General features: G+C 38.5%; 17 protein-coding genes and 2 pseudogenes. 9 read left to right on the top strand and 10 right to left on the bottom strand.

The annotated features are described in order from the left end of the window. Positions 1–345 precede the first annotated feature (345 nt). A complete protein-coding gene (locus ACLLO5_RS07415) occupies positions 346–1,755 on the top strand; it encodes an aspartate ammonia-lyase (protein ID WP_413174835.1) in 1,410 nt (469 codons plus the stop codon). Between the two features lie 157 nt (positions 1,756–1,912). On the opposite strand, the gene ACLLO5_RS07410 is transcribed toward ACLLO5_RS07415, so the two are convergent. Both ACLLO5_RS07410 and ACLLO5_RS07405 read right to left on the bottom strand, forming a co-directional pair. Next, positions 1,913–4,582, bottom strand: coding sequence for a cation-translocating P-type ATPase (locus tag ACLLO5_RS07410; RefSeq protein ID WP_413174834.1), 2,670 nt, complete (start codon positions 4,580–4,582; stop codon positions 1,913–1,915). Between the two features lie 46 nt (positions 4,583–4,628). Continuing rightward, on the bottom strand, positions 4,629–5,078 hold the full coding sequence (locus ACLLO5_RS07405; protein WP_413174833.1) for a pyridoxamine 5'-phosphate oxidase family protein: 450 nt from the start codon (positions 5,076–5,078) through the stop codon (positions 4,629–4,631). 456 nt (positions 5,079–5,534) lie between these two features. Between ACLLO5_RS07405 and ACLLO5_RS07400 the strand changes: the two are divergent. The 6 genes and pseudogenes from ACLLO5_RS07400 to ACLLO5_RS07375 all read left to right on the top strand — a co-directional run. Then, positions 5,535–5,654 (top strand): annotated as a pseudogene (locus tag ACLLO5_RS07400) (DUF29 family protein); the annotation flags it as partial. Positions 5,655–5,694: 40 nt separating this feature from the next. Continuing rightward, positions 5,695–6,666 (top strand): DUF362 domain-containing protein, encoded by a 972-nt coding sequence (locus ACLLO5_RS07395; RefSeq protein WP_413174832.1) that lies wholly within the window; start codon positions 5,695–5,697, stop codon positions 6,664–6,666. An 839-nt stretch (positions 6,667–7,505) separates the two neighbouring features. Then, positions 7,506–7,694 (top strand): hypothetical protein, encoded by a 189-nt coding sequence (locus ACLLO5_RS07390; protein ID WP_413174831.1) that lies wholly within the window; start codon positions 7,506–7,508, stop codon positions 7,692–7,694. Between the two features lie 235 nt (positions 7,695–7,929). Beyond that, complete coding sequence (locus ACLLO5_RS07385; RefSeq protein ID WP_413174830.1) at positions 7,930–8,439, top strand: inorganic diphosphatase; 510 nt, start codon at positions 7,930–7,932, stop codon at positions 8,437–8,439. Positions 8,440–8,660: 221 nt separating this feature from the next. After that, positions 8,661–9,044, top strand: a complete 384-nt coding sequence (gene panD / locus ACLLO5_RS07380) for an aspartate 1-decarboxylase (protein ID WP_413174829.1) — start codon at positions 8,661–8,663, stop codon at positions 9,042–9,044. Between the two features lie 12 nt (positions 9,045–9,056). Next, on the top strand, positions 9,057–9,962 hold the full coding sequence (locus ACLLO5_RS07375) for an MBL fold metallo-hydrolase (protein ID WP_413174828.1): 906 nt from the start codon (positions 9,057–9,059) through the stop codon (positions 9,960–9,962). Positions 9,963–10,031: 69 nt separating this feature from the next. Here the strand turns inward: ACLLO5_RS07375 and ACLLO5_RS07370 are convergent, their stop codons facing one another. The 3 genes from ACLLO5_RS07370 to ACLLO5_RS07360 all read right to left on the bottom strand — a co-directional run bounded on the left by ACLLO5_RS07370 (position 10,032) and on the right by ACLLO5_RS07360 (position 12,626). Next, positions 10,032–11,060: an anthranilate phosphoribosyltransferase family protein gene (locus tag ACLLO5_RS07370; RefSeq protein WP_413174827.1), complete on the bottom strand. Its 1,029-nt coding sequence runs from the start codon at positions 11,058–11,060 to the stop codon at positions 10,032–10,034. A gap of 44 nt (positions 11,061–11,104) precedes the next feature. Then, a complete protein-coding gene (locus ACLLO5_RS07365; protein WP_413174826.1) occupies positions 11,105–12,043 on the bottom strand; it encodes a LysR family transcriptional regulator in 939 nt (312 codons plus the stop codon). A gap of 142 nt (positions 12,044–12,185) precedes the next feature. Next, entirely contained in the window at positions 12,186–12,626 is a 441-nt protein-coding gene (locus ACLLO5_RS07360) for a ubiquinol-cytochrome c reductase iron-sulfur subunit (protein WP_413174825.1), read from the bottom strand. 158 nt (positions 12,627–12,784) lie between these two features. Between ACLLO5_RS07360 and ACLLO5_RS07355 the strand changes: the two are divergent. Then, positions 12,785–12,967, top strand: a pseudogene (locus tag ACLLO5_RS07355) (DUF433 domain-containing protein); the annotation flags it as partial. Positions 12,968–13,047: 80 nt separating this feature from the next. Here ACLLO5_RS07355 and ACLLO5_RS07350 read toward each other — a convergent pair. From ACLLO5_RS07350 to ACLLO5_RS07330, 5 genes are all read right to left on the bottom strand, one after another. Next, positions 13,048–13,959 carry a leucine-rich repeat domain-containing protein gene (locus tag ACLLO5_RS07350; protein ID WP_413174824.1) on the bottom strand — a complete coding sequence of 304 codons (912 nt, stop codon included), beginning with the start codon at positions 13,957–13,959 and terminating at the stop codon, positions 13,048–13,050. A 44-nt stretch (positions 13,960–14,003) separates the two neighbouring features. Then, positions 14,004–14,996: a WD40 repeat domain-containing protein gene (locus tag ACLLO5_RS07345; RefSeq protein WP_413174823.1), complete on the bottom strand. Its 993-nt coding sequence runs from the start codon at positions 14,994–14,996 to the stop codon at positions 14,004–14,006. Positions 14,997–15,149: 153 nt separating this feature from the next. After that, complete coding sequence (locus ACLLO5_RS07340) at positions 15,150–15,308, bottom strand: hypothetical protein (RefSeq protein ID WP_413174822.1); 159 nt, start codon at positions 15,306–15,308, stop codon at positions 15,150–15,152. A 77-nt stretch (positions 15,309–15,385) separates the two neighbouring features. Next, a complete protein-coding gene (locus ACLLO5_RS07335) occupies positions 15,386–15,790 on the bottom strand; it encodes a type II toxin-antitoxin system VapC family toxin (protein WP_413174821.1) in 405 nt (134 codons plus the stop codon). Between the two features lie 4 nt (positions 15,791–15,794). Continuing rightward, positions 15,795–16,091, bottom strand: coding sequence for a hypothetical protein (locus ACLLO5_RS07330; protein WP_413174820.1), 297 nt, complete (start codon positions 16,089–16,091; stop codon positions 15,795–15,797). Positions 16,092–16,411: 320 nt separating this feature from the next. On the opposite strand from ACLLO5_RS07330, the gene ACLLO5_RS07325 reads away from it, so the two are divergent. Continuing rightward, positions 16,412–17,962, top strand: a complete 1,551-nt coding sequence (locus tag ACLLO5_RS07325; protein ID WP_413174819.1) for a ferredoxin--nitrite reductase — start codon at positions 16,412–16,414, stop codon at positions 17,960–17,962. Positions 17,963–17,991 lie beyond the last annotated feature (29 nt).

Genomic DNA, 17,991 nt, shown 5'->3' with positions numbered 1-17,991 from the left:
AAATTAACTTTCTCTATTCTATTGGATAACATCAGTATTTGTAAATAAAGACAATGAGTAAATTCAGTAATGGATAAACTAATCAATGTGGCTTAATATTCAATGATATTATAGAAGTTGAGCATTGCTAAAACCCTACATTTAGGGTTAAATAAAAATATAAAAAACACTGAATTTGCAAATAATAAAAAAGATTGATCGCAACATCCGCGTATATCCGCGTTTATCTGCGTTAAACTAACAATGATTACCGATTTTCATCAATCAAAAATAAAACATTGCTAAATTAGACGTTTAGCATCCTAGCATGGGATGATCTTTATTTTGAGATTATCCATACAGACGATGACTAACAATACAGATTTTCGCATTGAACGGGACTCGATGGGCGATCGCACAATCCCCAATAACGTTTACTATGGCATCCAAACTCAACGCGCTATCGAAAACTTCCCTATCAGTGGTTTAAAGCCATTATCCACTTACATAGAAGCAGGGCTATATATTAAAAAAGCTACTGCAATTATCAATGGTGAACTCGGTTGTATTCCCGCAGACATTAGCCAAGCCATTATCCAAGCCACTGATGAGATATTAGCAGGGAAACTACGTGATCAATTCGTCGTTGATGTCTACCAAGCCGGTGCAGGAACTTCTCACCACATGAACATTAACGAAGTTCTCGCTAACCGCGCTTTAGAAATTCTTGGAGACGAAAAAGGCAATTACAAACACGTTAGTCCCAACGATCATGTCAACTACGGACAGTCTACCAACGATGTCATCCCTACCGCTATCCGTATCGGTGGTTTATTAGCACTTTCCCAAACTTTACACCCCTCTTTAGAAACAGCAATTTCTGTCCTAGAAGCCAAAGCAGTAGAATTTCAAGATATTGTCAAATCCGGGAGAACCCACTTACAGGATGCCGTACCTGTGCGCTTAGGCGAAAACTTCCGGGCTTGGGCGCAAATTCTCACCGAACATCAAAACCGATTATACATTGCTTCCGGGGATTTAATGGTACTCGGTTTAGGTGGTAGTGCCGCCGGTACAGGAATGAATACCCATCCCCAATATCGTCAACGAGTGGTAGAAGTGCTTTCCCAGTTGTTAGAAATGCCCTTAGAACCAGCACCCCATTTAATGGCCGCCATGCAAAGTATGGGTGCATTTGTGAACGTTTCCGGGGCAGTCAGAAATTTAGCCCAAGACCTAGTTAAAATCTCCCATGACCTGCGGTTAATGGACTCAGGCCCCAAAACCGGGTTTAAGGAAATTCAACTCCCTCCAGTCCAACCAGGTTCTTCCATTATGCCAGGGAAATATAACCCAGTTATGGCAGAGATGACATCAATGGTATGTTTTCAGGTAATGGGATACGATAATGCGATCGCACTAGCGGCACAAGCAGGACAATTAGAATTAAATGTGATGATGCCCCTCATCGCCTACAATTTAATTCACAGCATCGAGATTTTAGGGAATACAATTTCCGCCTTAACTAACAATTGTATTCAAGGAATTACCGCCAACAAAGAAAGATGTTTAGCCTACGCTGAAGGTAGTTTAGCATTAGTTACGGCCTTAAATCCCCACATTGGTTATCTTAATGCTGCGGCTGTCGCTAAGGAATCTTTAGAAACCGGAAAATCACTGCGGCAAATAGTTCTGGAAAAAGGCTTAATGACAGAAGCAGAATTAGCAACTGTCTTAGATTTAGAACAAATGAGCGCAATTGTTCCTTTAACATAATACAATCTCCCCGGCTTCTTTAAGAAATCGGGGTTCTGATTCATAAACAATCGAGTTTAGTGAACTAAAAATCTGCGTTTATCTGAGCTATATTGACATAATTATATCTAAGTTGCCCTAGAAGGGCGAAGAACCTCAAACTCATTTTTTTGGTAAATCAAAGATTTTCTGGGATAGGTTTTCTTGATGTGGATTGAATAACTCTTTGGAGTCGATTGAGAAACTTTAACTTTTCAAACCAAAGCAGTGTGATCGCTCCACCACCCAAACAAATTGCCAGGTCAATGGGGTGTAAGAAGGAGAAGCTGAACAATTGACGCAAAAATGGGACATACAACACGAACACTAGAAAAGCCAGTCCCCCACCAATCACCCACCAAAGGGCATTATTGGGAGATTTCAAGATTTTGAGACTGAGACGAGATGAAGAACTTTCACTCAAAATTAGTCCTAAATTTGCCAAAATTAACGTCGTAAAAGTTAAAGCACGGGCATCAAGTTCGCCTTGTCTGCGATATAGTGCAACCACAAAGATGACGAGAGCGATCGCTAAAATTCCTACCCCTTGTAGCACTGCCAAAGCCAAAGTCTTCTTACCAAATAATGGTTCTTTGGGGTTGCGGGGAGGGCGCTGCATCACCGTTGCTTCTGCGGGTTCGGCTTCTAAAACGATTGAGCAAGCTGGATCAATAATTAAATGTAGAAAGGCAACGTGAACGGGAAGTAAGACTAACGGCAACTTAAACAACACTGGAATTAAAGACATCCCAGCAATGGGAATGTGAATCGCTAGCAAATATGCCATTGCTTTGCGGAGATTATCAAAAATTCGCCGTCCCATTTTCACCGCTTGCACAATGGACGAAAAATCATCATCTAATAACACTAAAGCCGCCGACTCACGAGCCACATCTGTACCTCGTTGTCCCATTGCAACCCCAATTTGGGCAGATTTGAGAGCAGGGGCATCATTCACACCATCCCCAGTCATGGCGACGACTTCACCCTGGGATTTCAAAGCATTAACCAACCGCAATTTTTGTTCAGGAACAGCGCGTGCAAAGATATTGGTACTTTGAATACGCTCCTGGAGTTCAAGGTCACTCATGAGATCCAATTCTGAGCCTGTGAGAATTGCTCCCATTTGCATCAATCCAATCTGACGGGCAATAGTTTGAGCCGTTCCGGGATAATCACCCGTAATCATCACCACTCGAATACCTGCGGTGTAACATTCTTGAATCGCCGCCGCCACATTTGGACGCACTGGATCAGACAATCCCACTAATCCGAGAAATTGAAAAGGAAAGTCATGTTGCTCGTCGGGTAAATGATGCGGATTGAGCGAGGGATGAGGTGGTAAAAATGGGGGCGGTGCATCAACAAGAGAGGCTTTGGCAACGCCTAATACACGCAATCCTTGATCTGCCATTTCACTGATTTGGGCTGCCATAATTTTCTGCTGTTGGGGGGTGAAATGACAGAGATCCGCGATCGCTTCCGGCGCTCCTTTGGCAGCGATTTCATACTGTTGTCCATCGGCTGACTGCCAAACGTGAGACATTGCCAATAGCTGGGGTGAAAGCGGATATTCTCGTAACAGTATCCAATCGTTATGCAAATGTTCAGTATGTGCCAGATAGCGATCGCCTAATTCCTTAAATGCTTTCTCCATCGGATCAAAGGGATCTCGCTGACTTGCCAAAATGCAAAACTCGACTAATTCATGAAATGCTTCGGGGAGCAACTCGCGTAAATGCAATTCCAAATTATATGGGTGAGAATTTTCTGCATGGTTATATGCAAATAGCTGTTGTACAGCCATCTGATTTAAAGTCAGCGTCCCAGTTTTATCCACACACAAAACCGTTGCGGAACCCAAGGTTTCCACGGCGGAAGCACGACGAGCTAAGACGTGTTTCTGAGAAATTCGCCATGCTCCCAATGCTAAGAAAATCGTCACGACAACCGGAAATTCATTCGGCAAAATTGCCATCGCTAAGGTAATACCCGCAAGGAATCCTTTGAGCCAATTTCCTCGCGTCAGTCCATAAATCACTACAATCGCCACACACAACAATAAAGCGATACCAAACAAACGGCTCACCAACCGAGTCATTTCCTGTTGTAAGGGAGTCGGTTCTGGCTTGACTTTTTGTAAAGCCTTACCAATCTTACCCATCTCCGTTTGAGCGCCCACCGCTTGGACTTGAGCAATTCCCTGTCCTTGAACTACCAAGGTTCCAGAATACACAAACGGCAACTCATCGCCCCCTGGACGCGCCATTTCCACGGTACCGGCGGCAGCAATTTTACGTACTGGTAGGGATTCCCCAGTTAATAATGACTCATCAGTTGAAAGATTTGTGCAAGATAGTACCATTGCATCGGCAGGTACGCGATCGCCTTCTGCTAGAACTAAGATATCTCCCCGAACAACTTCTCGCCCCGCAATCCGTTTTCGCTCACCATCCCGAATCACCAAAGCACGAGGACTGGAAAGATCGCGCAAGGCTTCTAGGGCGTGTTCGGTTTTACCTTCTTGGTAAAGACTGATCCCTGTGATGAAGAAGACAAAACCCAGTAAAATCAGGGCTTCCTGTAGGTCGCCTAAAATCCAATAAATGATACCACCACCGACCAATAACAGGAAGATCGGATCTTGAACGGTTTCCCAAGCGAACGATAAAATAGTGCGAGAGCGAGCCGAGGGGAGTTCATTGTAGCCTTCATCTTTGAGCCGAGCGTTTGCTGTCGCAGACGGCAAGCCGTACGCTTCAAGCTCAGATAAGCCAGCTACAGTATTGATATCGACCGTCGAAACCATAATTCTGCTTTTTCCTAATAAAACATCAAAAACAGTATTTCGGTTCTTAGCGACTGCTGATTCCATCAGTGGTTCGTCCACTTATTTCACTCTGGTGGATGCGGTAGATGGCGATGGCTTCTGAACGTCCCTCAGCATCAGTCCAAGTTCGATTGATGGCAGGTGACAGTGTTGGATTACACTCTTTGATCCAGTGCATTGCGCGATCGATGTCTGATTGTTCGGTGAGGCGTGAGGCTCGACCATTCACAATCACACTGCGCCAATGCAGAGTCCCGTTAATTTCTTCAACCTGTAGGCAGATTTCTGGATTCGCGTCTATGTCATGAGTCTTCATCCCGACCGTTGTAAACAGATAAATATCCGAATTTTCGAGATAATAATACATTGGCATCACGTAGGGTTTGCCTTCATGTATGCAGCCCAAATGACCATATCCTACTTTGTGTAGCAATTCATGTATTTCTTTTGAACTCATTTCATCAATATCTAACATGACTCTTTTTCTCAATATTCAGTTACTTGGTTTATCGTTCAGATAATTGGATTTTATTGTCCCAACTTACTTTTTGTTGATTAACTCTCAATCTCTGCAAAATTACTGATTAATAAACTGATTTTTCAATAAAACATAAAATAGCAAATATTTTTTCTATCTTGCTAGGTAAATAAGTTAATTTTTATCTACTACTTTTGAATGTTTTATTGAGAATTGTATATTTTATACAGAACTCAAACATTCAATCAAATGAGACTGACCAGTTCTTTTTTCAATAATTCTCTCAAAGCCTGTTGGCAAAAGGCTTACAAGCTTAACTTGTAACCAATGTCTTGGATAAGTGAATATAAAAATAATTCAGTTCACTGGCAAGGAGGAATTTATAATTTTAGAACTCAATTAAACTACAGAATTAATACCACCTTGCGTAATTATTGAGAATCTGAATTAGACTCTATTTACAAAGATGCTTTAGGGTTTGTGAAAATAAAAACTCAAAATTCTATTATTTTTCCTATAGAATGCCCTTACTCACTTGAGCAATCACTTGATATTGAGTGGTTTCCTGGTTAAATTTCGTCTATATTATCTTAATATAACGCAATTATTAATTATGCAGACACCAAAATCATCCGTTAGTTTAATCCGGGCTAAATCCTACGAACAAGATGCTTTAAAAGAATCTTTAGAAACGCTGCTAGAACCATTAGGAGGAATAGCCGCTTTTGTGAAAAGGGGCGATCGCGTCTTGCTTAAACCCAATTTACTCACAGGTTCACGTCCTACTAAAGAGTGTACCACACGCCCCGAATTAGTCCGCGCTGTTGCCCAAATGGTGATAGCCGCAGGTGGTAAGCCATTTTTAGGAGATAGTCCCGCTTTTGGTAGTGCTAAAGGTGTGGCCATAGCAAATGGGTTATTACCAATTTTAGCAGAATTAAATATTCCCATTGTTGAATTTAACGGGAAACGTTATCAAACGGTTAATGAGAATTTTAATCACCTGTTACTTTCTAAAGAAGCAATGGAAGCAGATGTGATTATTAACCTACCTAAAGTTAAATCTCATGCCCAATTAACTCTAACATTAGGAGTTAAAAATCTCTTTGGTTGTGTTCCTGGTAAAATGAAAGCCTGGTGGCATTTTGAAGCTGGTAAAGATGCGAACAGATTTGGAGAAATGTTAGTAGAAACTGCCAGAGCAATTAATCCCAGTTTAACTATTTTAGATGGGATTATTGGTCATGAAGGAAATGGCCCAAGTGGTGGCGAACCTCGTAATTTGTATGTTTTAGCAGCATCAGCAAATGTATTTGCTTTAGATCGGGCAATGTTGGAAGTTCTGCAAGTTGCACCTGAACAAGTTCCTACGGTTGCTGCTTCTCAAAGATTAGGAATTTGCCCAGAATTAACAGATATTGAATTTCCCAATCTATCACCAGATTTATTGCAAATTACTGATTGGCAACTACCAGCAACATTAATGCCCATTGATTTTGCCATGCCTCGCGTCATTAAATCTACCTTTAGGCATCTTTACATTCGGTTTATTAAAGAACCTATGAGTGCCTATAACAAAGGCTAAAAAAATGCCAACTGGGATACAGCATTTTAAAAATGAATTAAGTAAGCTGTAATCACCCTCCGATTGCTTAACCATACCGCCGCTAGAGGCGGTTTTTTCATTGTTTGTTATGGTTAACCATTTGTTAACCAAAAATTATATATATTCAAATCATCAACTATTTATATTTCAGATTTGAGGAAATCTCTACCTATATATAGATTTACACAAATGCTGTGATCTAACTCACAGCGATAAAGTTTATTTACAGAGATTATGGAATAGTATTTACGGTGCATAAATTTAGGTTGCTGCCTAAATCAGTAACTGTATTAATACGGTGAACATATCTGATACTAAAAACATTTTACTGCTAATTTTGCGGAATCGTCAAGACTCGGAGTGTATGTATAGTTAAACCATTAAGGACACCCTAATGCTTTCAGTGGCTTTAATTAAAATAATTATGTATTGAGTTTTCCTGAAAAAGTTCAAACACTTGTACACATAGCATTTCGAGCGTTTTGATTAAACAAAATCATGCCGATGAACTTTGTTGATTTAACCTCAATTTCATTAAAAAGGTAAAGAATCATGCAGAAAATATAATTTTGATGTCAATGATTGATGACTTTGATTCAGTGATCATGGCAAATCATTAGTTACAAGATCAAAATCTGAGTATTTGATATCTAATTTGTAATAAAGTTGTTGCCAACAAAAATTTAGTATGCCACTTTTGAAACTGGATAAAATTAATGATCAATACCAAGTTAATTCAATAAAGATAGCTAAAATAGAAATTAAGACTCTCTCATCGAGAGTAAACCTACCAGTGATCAGAAAAACTGCAATTTTGTATGAATTCAAATAGCCCGTCTGCCAATTCTTCCGATACATATTCCCAACGTTTGGCAGACATTGTGGGAACGGCGATCGCACTCATAACCCTTACCCTACCTGTATTTATCATTTCCCACTATTCTTCACCTGATGTTCAGAACAATCAGCAGAACCTGAGTTACCACTTAGTAAGAAGCAATAAATAAATGTTCCTAACCCAAATTTAGTAATTCTAAAGTAATCCTAAAGTAATCCTAAATTCTTCGTTATAGCGCAGCGTGGCGCTAGCCATGCAACAAGAACCCTGATTTCTCACAGAAGTCGGGGTTCTGTGTCTTTTGTGCAAAGACCTTGGGAAGAGATGCACAATTGTCCTAAAATCTTACACGGGGAACCAAACTGCGTTCTACTTAGATTAACTGTTAGCGAAGGAGTTTTGTTGTGGATTTATCTCTTATTCCTGCCCAACCAAAACCGGGTGTGATTAATGTTCTGATTGAAATTCCAGGCGGGAGTAAAAATAAATACGAGTACGATAAGGAATTACAAGCTTTTGCTCTAGACAGGGTGCTTTATTCTTCGGTAAAATACCCTTATGACTATGGTTTTATACCCAATACCTTAGCTGATGATGGTGATCCTCTGGATGGAATGGTAATAATGGATGAACCAACCTTTCCCGGTTGTGTCATTGCTGCAAGACCTATTGGTTATTTGGAAATGATTGACGGTGGCGATCGCGATGAAAAAATTCTTTGTGTTCCCGACAAAGATCCACGCTACGCCCATGTCAAATCATTGAAAGATGTACCTCCCCACCGTTTAGACGAAATTGCTGAATTTTTCCGTTCTTATAAAAATTTGGAAAAAAAGGTGACAGAAATTCTCGGCTGGCAAGATGTAGACAGGGTTGCACCCTTAGTAGAAAAGTTCATCAAAGCTGCTAAATAATAATAGATGATGGGTAATGGGGAGATGGGGAGCAGAGGAGCAGGGGAGCAGAGGAGCAGAGGAGCAGGGGGAAAGATTATTTCCTTCTTTCTTCTTCCTTAACTCCTGACTCTTGACTCCTGACTCCTGACTCCTGCCTTTTTCCAATCACCCATTACCAACTAAAACCTGCTTAATAGACTTAAACTACTCCTACTGGTGGCGGAAAACCCCAAAACGAAATGCAGCGGACTCTACTTTTGGCTAAAATTCATAACTGTACCCTCACAGGGGCAAATATTAACTACGTGGGTAGTATCAGTATCGACCAAGTTCTTTTAGATAAAGCTGGTATTTTACCTTATGAGCAAGTACAAGTAGTGAATAGTGCTAATGGTCAGCGTTTTATTACTTACGCTATTCCTGCTCCGGGTAACTCAGGGATCATTGAATTAAATGGGGCGGCCGCACGTTTAGGCATTATTGGCGATCGCTTGATTATAATGACTTACGGGCAATTTACACTAGAAGAGTTACAACATTACTCTCCTACAGTTGTTATCGTGGATGAAAAAAACCAGATGTTAGAAGTGCGAAACTACGATGATCTGCTCAGTAAGCTCTAATTTCAAAAAAAAATGTCAAATTTTGAGCTATCTAATTCCAAAGACTACGTTAATGAACAAGCGACTCCCATGCACAATCACCTTGCTGGGGAGTTTTGGGTTAAATTTTGGGGTGTAAGAGGTTTAATTCCTACCCCGAACAGTCACACCTGCCGCTATGGTAGTAATACTGCTTGTGTAGAAATATATGTAGCAGGACAACACTTAATTTTTGATGGGGGTACTGGGTTACGCATCTTGGGGAAAATGTGGCAGCAGCACCAAGAACCCTTAGAAGCTCATTTATTTTTTACCAACTCCCAATCAAATCGAATCCAAGGATTTCCCTTTTTTGCACCAGCATTTATTGCAGGTAATTGCTTTCATATTTACGGGACAGCTGCCTCAAATGGTGCATCAATTAAACAATGTTTGTGCGACCAGATGCTACAGCCTCACTTTCCTTACCCTTTACAGGTGATGGAGTCAGATTTGAATTTTTATAATTTGACTCCTGGCAATGTAGTAGAGTTAGGTGACGTGAAAATAACGATAGCAATCATCAATAAAAATCAGAAGTCAATTGGCTACCGGGTGACTTGGGGAGAGCATAGCATTGCCTACGCGACAGATTTACATAAAAGTCTTGATATAGAAGAGCAGAAGCAGATTTTACAGATTATTCAAGGTGCTGATTTACTCATTAGCAATGCTACTTACACTCCACCAACTGATAAAAACCATGAGTATGCTGAATTACTTTGGAAAACTCCTGTTGATTTAGCTCAAAGTGCTGATGTAAAAAGATTAGTGATCTCCCACCATCACCCCGATGATGATGATACTTTTCTTGATAAAATTCAAGACCAAGTTAAATCTGCTTTTCCCAATGTTTTACTGGCTTGTGAGGGTATGTTATTGTCTGTGGGGAACTCTTAAAAGGTGACAGGTGACAGGTGACAGGTGACAGGTGACAGAAAAGAGTTTTTCTTAGTTACCAATTACGAATTACCAAATTAATTCTCGGAGTTTAGCAGCTACTAAACCACTGCTAAATAATTCTCTTGCTTTAGTTATACCTGCTTGGATATCTGGACAAATGCCACTGTGCCATAGATAAAAACCGCCATTCCATAAAGCTGTTTGCATAAATTCGCTCTCGTCTCCAGCTAGAACAGACTGCATATCCTGGATGAGTTCTGCCCTTGTCCCAAGGGGAACATTTTTGCTGGTAAAGCCATATTCACGGGGTGCTAAGTGTAGCCTTTCTAATTCTTGTGTTTTGGATGATGAGAAGCCGATAATGGCAGTGCGATCGCGCGGTAAATCACAACTGCCTTCTAATCCTTTGACAAAGGTATATTTTTTCACTTGCAGCAGTTCTAAAGCAACTTGAAACATTGATTCGGTCGGTGGATGGACAAAACCTGCAATAATATGGGCATCACCAGTATATGGACACCAAATTAATTCCATGGTTGCTAATGGTGGACGTTTACCCAGCTGATCCCGGTATTCCCACAGGGCTTGAGTGAGAGGAAAATGTGTTGGTGTGTGAATAAAACCAATTCCAGTTTTTTCAAATACCTGCTGAATTTTGTCCAGAGGGAAATTAGTCCAATCTACTCCTAAACCTTGCCAAATCTCGATTAAAGGCAAACCGTATTTTGTCGGATAGCGATCGCCCCCGTGCATAATCACAGGTTGTCCCGCCGCAGCTAATAATAAAGCCGTAATAATATTAATTGGAGCAGTACGAGTTCTGCCATCATAGGGTATACCCAAAACAATTACAGGTTGGGATATTGGTTGCAACTTAGGACCGAGTTCATTATAAGCATCCAACATTCCCGCTAACTCTTCACCTGTGGGACGTTTGATGCGATGGGCGATTAAAAACGCGCCGATTTGTGCTGGTGTTGCTTCGGCTAATAACATCATTTTCATTGCCATAGCAGCTTCAGCACGGGTGAGGTTTTCTGAAGTGTGACTACCACTACCGACTTTTTGGATAAATTCTCTAAATATATTGGACATTGGGAACAGGGAACAGGGAGGAGTTTTTTAATTTTTAATTTTTATTAAGCTGAACGCTGTTGGTTTAGTTGAGGGGGAATATTCTCTCTAACTAGTTGCCAAAAATGCTGAATTGGAGGAATTTGGAGACGGTCTTGAGTTGTTACCATGACTACGCGACGAGTCAAAGCTGAATTATCAGGTAAATTACTATTGTTGGCTAGGGGACGAACTGCAAGAGTGGGATCAAATCTAGCTTCTAGCAATGCTGATTGGGGTAGTAAAGCTATTAGTTCTCCTTGACGGACGACTCCGCGAAAGGCATCTAAGGTATTTACTTCTAATGCTGCTTGGAGTTTTGCTTCTAATTTGTCAAAGCAATCTTGAATTAAACGTTGCATTCCATATCCATCTTTAAATACCACTTGAGGATAAAGAATTAACTCTGACCAAGGGATAGATTCAAACTTGGCGAGGGGATGATTAGGTGCTATTAATACTTCTATAGGTTCATCATATAATATTTGGACGACCATTTCTTTGCCAGTAATTAGAAACCGATTGTGCATAACAATTGCTAAATCGACTAAGCCATCTTTGAGGACTTTGAGAGAGCGATCGCTTCCTAAAGATGTTACTCGTAGTTGCACATCTGGATAATCATGACAAAATTTTTGTAGAACTGGTGGTAGGTAAGAAGCACAGACAGAATGAATTGCGGCAATACACAATTCTGGCTGCTTCCCGTCCATTAAATCTGTTAATTCTTGCGTGGCTGATTCCCATTCCTGACAGATTTTACGGACACGGGGTAGTAACCTTTCTCCCCCTAAAGTGAGTTTGGCATGAGTGGTTCTGTGAAAGAGTTCTACCCCCAAATCTGCTTCTAGTGCTTGGATTTGCCTACTGATTGTCGATTGGGTAACACCACATTTTTTTGCTGCTTGTTGAAAACTGCCAGTTTGGGCGATCGCTAAAAAAGCTTGCAACTGCTCTAGACGCATTTTAAGTAGTAGCCTGAATTAAATTTAAGGCTGTCATTCCCTAAATGAATTTATCTCCTCAGTTTAGTAGATTTTGATACAAATTTGAGAAATCCAGGACAGAGGGGTGTAGGGGAGTAGATAAATAATTACGAATTACAAATCAAGCTATTTTAACAAATACAGAATCGCTTTCAATCTTAGCGATGTAGGTTTTTAATGGTTTTTCGGCTGGGCCTTCTTGCACTTTGCCATCACGAGCAAATTCTGCATCGTGACAAGGACAGACAAACAGATTTTTCTTTGTTTTCCATGCAACTGTACAACCTTTATGAGTACAGGTAGGGTTAACAGCACTCAAATCTTTGGCTGCTTTGGATGTACCCACTACTAAAACCGCACCCACTGGGGAATCTGCTAACAATAATTGTCCAGTCTTGTCTAAATCGGCCACAGTACCCACTTTTTGCCATTTCTGATTAGCTGCACCAGATGTAGAAGATGCTGATGTGGTGGTTTCGGTAGAACAGGCTGCGATCGCTACAGGTAAGGAACTTGCCAATAAACCCAAACCTACCCAATTAAAGAATTCACGACGTTTCATAGATGCTGTAATTTATGTGTGATTTTTCACCATCACTCATTATTACTCATCAACTTGGATACTGTCATTATCGAGTATTAAAAAACTTGATTTTTAGAGATATAATTACTGTAAATAATTGAATTAATAATATGTCCATCAACATCATCAAATAACATATCGAAATCACTCCTGGTATTTGTGGAGGAAACCCTCGTATTGCTGGACATCTTATCCGAGTTCAGGATATTGTGATTTGGCATGAACAAATGGGAATGTCTCCTGATGAAATCATTTATCATTACCCTAGTATTACTTTATCGGATATTTATGCTGCTTTAGCATACTACCATGAGCATCGCATTGACAAGCAGTAAAACCTACTAATTGAAATAAGGTAATTTTAGTAAAATTATTATATCTTAAAATCTCCCTATAATCATCAATAATCTACTTCTACTGGCAAATTAAAAATACTATCTGGAAGAGAATTTAGAGGATTTTCATAAATAAGTATACTATCTTTAAGTCCAATTAAGTTGCCAATACTGTCTGGTAGTCCAGTTAGCTTATTTTTCATAACTTCCAACCTTTCTAAGTTAGTCAAATTGCCTATGCTATCCGGGAATTGAGTTAGCTGGTTATCATTAACAATTAGTTCTTGAAGGTTTATCAGTTCACCAATACTTTCTGGCAAAGAAGTTAAAAATCCCCTTTCCAGCATCAAAATTTTTAATTTATGCAAATTTCCAATCGTATCTGGTAACTGATGTAAGTTTGTATTGTTGCTAATTTCTAAATAATTTAAATTACTAAGATTGCCTATAGTATCAGGTAATGAGTATATAGCTGTGGACTTAATTATCAGTTCTCTCAAAGAACTAAGTTGTCCAATAGTATCAGGCAAACTCTCCAAATTAGCTAGTGGTTTCATACATTCCATTAATTCTAACCGCCTCATATTTTTGAGGTTATCAATACTATTTGGTAATGTTTTCAATTGGGAACAATCAGCAATATGCAAATATTCTAAATTTGTAAGATTTCCTAAACTTTCAGGTAAATATTTTAATTCACACAAATCATAAATCTTAAGAATTTTTAGATGTGATAATTTACCAATAGTTTTAGGTATTTCTTCAATATAAACTGTATTCAAATCTTTGTTATAAATTGTTAGTTCTTGCAGACTTGATAGATTGCCAATAGAATCAGGAATAATAGAAGATTTATACCGATGAGAAAAACTCAAGTCTAGTCTTGTGACTTTAGCTCTAAAAGCACTTGCAATTAATGCTTCAGCTTCTTCTACAGTTTCTATTTCTAAACCTCTAATCCATGCTTCAGTATCCATAATTATACTCTTCTAATATGCGTTATGAATTACTTCAAATTGAATCAGAATAAACCCCAGATTTTAATGGATCTATCTAGGCTGTAACTAGCAATAAATTGGCGATCGCTACTCATGGTAATATAAACAATTGGTGCAGTGTGTCCTGATAGTTTACATCGTTCTTGATTCTCCACCAAATCCCAAACAACTATCTCAAACTCTTTCGTACAATGAATCAAAATTCGACCATCTGCACTCATTAAACAAGGAGAAACTTCAGTGGATTGATATAGAATTTTATCACTGATTAATTCCCACACACAAACCTGAGATTCTCGCGTCCCACAAGCGAAGATATTTCCATCAGCAGAAATTGCCAATGCATTCATAATGCTTATAGGCAGATCATCTAAAGTTTGCAGTAATTCCCCAGTTTCTAAATCCCAAATTTGTAGCTTTCTTTTATTAGGTTTTTTAAAAGTTACAACCAAAATTTTACCGTCTGGTGTGAACAAAAAGGGTGTTAACTGATCAATTAGTGCCTCTGGTTTTGAAGAGCTAAAAGATGTTCCTTGAGCAGTTAAACCTACACCTTCAAATTGATGATGTAGATGACGAGAATATGTTTCATAATTCCAAACTTCAAACTCTCCTCTATTACCAACAGAGTTACCAACTACGAATAAAGTTTGTGTAGAACAAATGGCAAAACAACGAGGATTTGACATACTGATAGACATGATATTATTAGCATGATTACCAATAAGTTCTTGTGTTTCTATATCTAATTTCCACACGAAATCTTGAAAATTGACAACACAAACTTTGCCATTTTTCCCTAAACCGAATTCATGGGCTTGAGCTAATTCAAAATCTCTCTTATGTTCACCCGTCTCTAAGTCCCAAATACTTAATTGGGAGGCTTTATAAGATAAATCCCAGTAGCAAACAAGGGTATTATTATAGTCAGCGATCGCAAAATAGTATGGATGATGAACCTGAGTATCACTGCAATTGAGTTTAAATTCTTTTATCGTATATAGACAATTAACCATGACTTTGGCTTATGAAGTTTTAAAAAGTGCGGAAAAACAAAAAGAAGTGAAAGCTAGTCAAATTGAGTTATTTGATATTTAATTAGTTGGGTTGAGTAACAGAACTCGACATTTACTATATTTGTGTAATTTGCAAATTTTATAAGTTTTTATTTAGAGATTGTTTAATTTTTTTATTGGAATTTCATCTGCTTCTAGTAAAAGAATTATTACTTTGACAGTAGTAACTTTATCAATTTCTAAAGCATGATCTAAAATTAATTTTCCTTCTTGAATTTTTCCCGTAACTTCAAAAGCTTTCCTTGCTTTCATTACTTCACCTCATCTCAGATAATAAACAAGTACAATAAAAGCAATCTAATTATAGCAATTGATGGTGATTAAAAGCTTTAATTCTCTAACCAATTCTCAAGCATTAAACCCTCAACCCTCAATAAATCACTATCATTAGAAACGACAATAAACCCCTTAACAATAGCAGTCGCAGCAATTAAAATATCTTCCGTTTGTATGGGTAAACCTCTTGATCTGAGATTAGCATGAATTTCTGCTGCTTTTTCCACAATTGCTAAATCATCCAAAAAAATGATTTGATAATCTTGACAAAAAATATCAAATATTTCTAACTTTTTAGTTGCTTTCGCTGCAAATAAACCTCTTTTTACTTCAAAGTAAGTAATGCAACTCATGGATACTAATTCTTTTTGAGATCGTAATTTTTCTAATCTTTCCTTAATTATTAGATTATTTTTAATAGCAAAAGAAACAATGTTTGTATCTAATAGATAGCTCATTTCTTTATTTCCTTTTCACAGCTTCATCAAAAATAGCGATTTGTTCAGGAGTTAAATCATCTAACAAACCTGACAGCATTTGTACAGACAAAATACCACTACATCTGTTCTTCAAGTCTTCTTGTTCCATACTTTTAAACTCCTCAAATGATACATTTTTATGAAATGTGTTACATAAATGCTGAACCATTTCCTCTGCGTTAAGTTCATCTTTAAATAAAGGACGTTCTTCCATCAAAATATTCACGATTTTCTCAATTCTTGTTTTCATAGATTCTTGTTGATTTTCGATTAATAACATAATATTTCCTCCATTTAAACAATCATTTATTCCTATTCTATCAAATTTTTAAATATTACTTTCTATCCTCGCTTGCGCCCATAAAAACCCATTAGCTATGCAAAAAGCGCAACCATCATATCCGGTTTCTGCATAATTAATAAAATTTCGTAACAAGCTATACGAATTGTTATAAAAATTCACCTTAACGTATCAATATCGAAATTGTTACAACCACCAACCAGGAAACTACCATCAGTTGTATTCCTAAAGGTGGAAAGTACAGCACCGATAAGAACACGGATACACGGTTAATCAAGTCCTGTTCCCAAAAAAAGCCCATGACAGAAACAGCAACTACCACCGAAAAACTCAATAAATTTGAGAAATTAAAAGCCAAAAAAGACGGACTTGCAGTTAAAGAAGAAATCGACGAATTTGCCAAAATCGGTTGGGAAGCAATGGACGAAGAAGACCTCAACCATCGCCTAAAATGGTTAGGTGTATTTTTTCGCCCAGTGACTCCCGGTAAATTTATGATGCGGATGCGGATACCTAACGGTATTCTCAACAGCAGTCAATTGTCAGTTTTAGCAGAAGTTATTCAGCGTTACGGTGACGACGGCAGCGCAGATATAACTACTAGACAAAATATACAACTGCGCGGGATCAAAATTGAAGATATTCCCGAAATATTTAATAAATTTCACACAGTTGGACTAACTACTATCCAATCCGGCATGGATAATATTCGCAATATCACAGGTGATTCTGTAGCCGGATTAGATGCCAATGAGTTTTATGATACTAGAGAATTAGTGCAGCAAATTCAAGATATGCTCACTAATAATGGTGAAGGAAACCCAGAATTTAGCAATCTTCCCCGTAAATTCAACATTGCTATTACAGGGGGAAGAGATAATTCAGTTCACGCAGAAATTAATGATTTAGCTTTTGTACCAGCATTTAAAGAAGGTTTTGGGTTTAACGTTCTTGTTGGTGGTTTCTTCTCCGGTAAGCGTTGTGAAGCAGCAATTCCCCTGAATGTGTGGGTAAAACCTGATGAAGTAGTAAGCTTATGTAGAGCCATTGTAGAGATTTTCCGAGATCACGGTTTACGCGCTAACCGTCAAAAAGCCCGGTTAATGTGGTTAATTGATGAATGGGGTTTAGAAAAATTCCGCACCGAAGTAGAAAAACGCTGGGGAAAAATATTTAAAACCGCAGCACCAAAAGATGAAATTGATTGGGAAAAACGTGATCATATTGGCATTTATCCCCAAAAACAACCAGGATTAAATTATGTGGGTTTAAACATTCCTGTAGGTAGATTGTATGCAGATGATATGTTTGAACTGGCGCGGTTAGCAGAAGTTTATGGTAGTGGAGAAATTCGGTTTACAGTCGAACAAAACGCTATTATTCCGAATATTGCTGATTCAGCATTAACAACATTTTTAACAGAACCATTGTTAAATAAATTTGGAGTTAATCCTGGGTTATTAATGCGAAGCCTAGTATCTTGCACTGGCGCACAATTTTGTAATTTCGCCTTAATAGAAACCAAAAATCAGGGATTAGCCATGACTAAATCCCTAGAAGCTACATTAATATTATCAAAACCCGTCCGTATTCATTGGACTGGATGCCCTAATTCCTGTGGACAACCCCAAGTAGCAGACATCGGTTTAATGGGAACAAAAGTCCGTAAAGATGGCAAAACTGTAGAAGGTGTTGACATTTATATGGGTGGGAAAGTGGGCAAAGATGCCAAATTAGGAACTTGTGTTCAAAAAAGTGTTCCTTGTGAAGATTTACAACCCATATTAAAACAAATACTCATTCAACACTTCGGTGCAAAAGTTAGGGAAGAAGCGTTAACTTCCCATTAAATCAATTGCAAAAATCCAGACATAACTGC

Source organism: Anabaena azotica SJ-1 (assembly GCF_047275885.1).
GTDB lineage: Bacteria > Cyanobacteriota > Cyanobacteriia > Cyanobacteriales > Nostocaceae > Trichormus_B > Trichormus_B azotica_A.
This window is presented reverse-complemented; position numbering and strand designations above follow the sequence as displayed.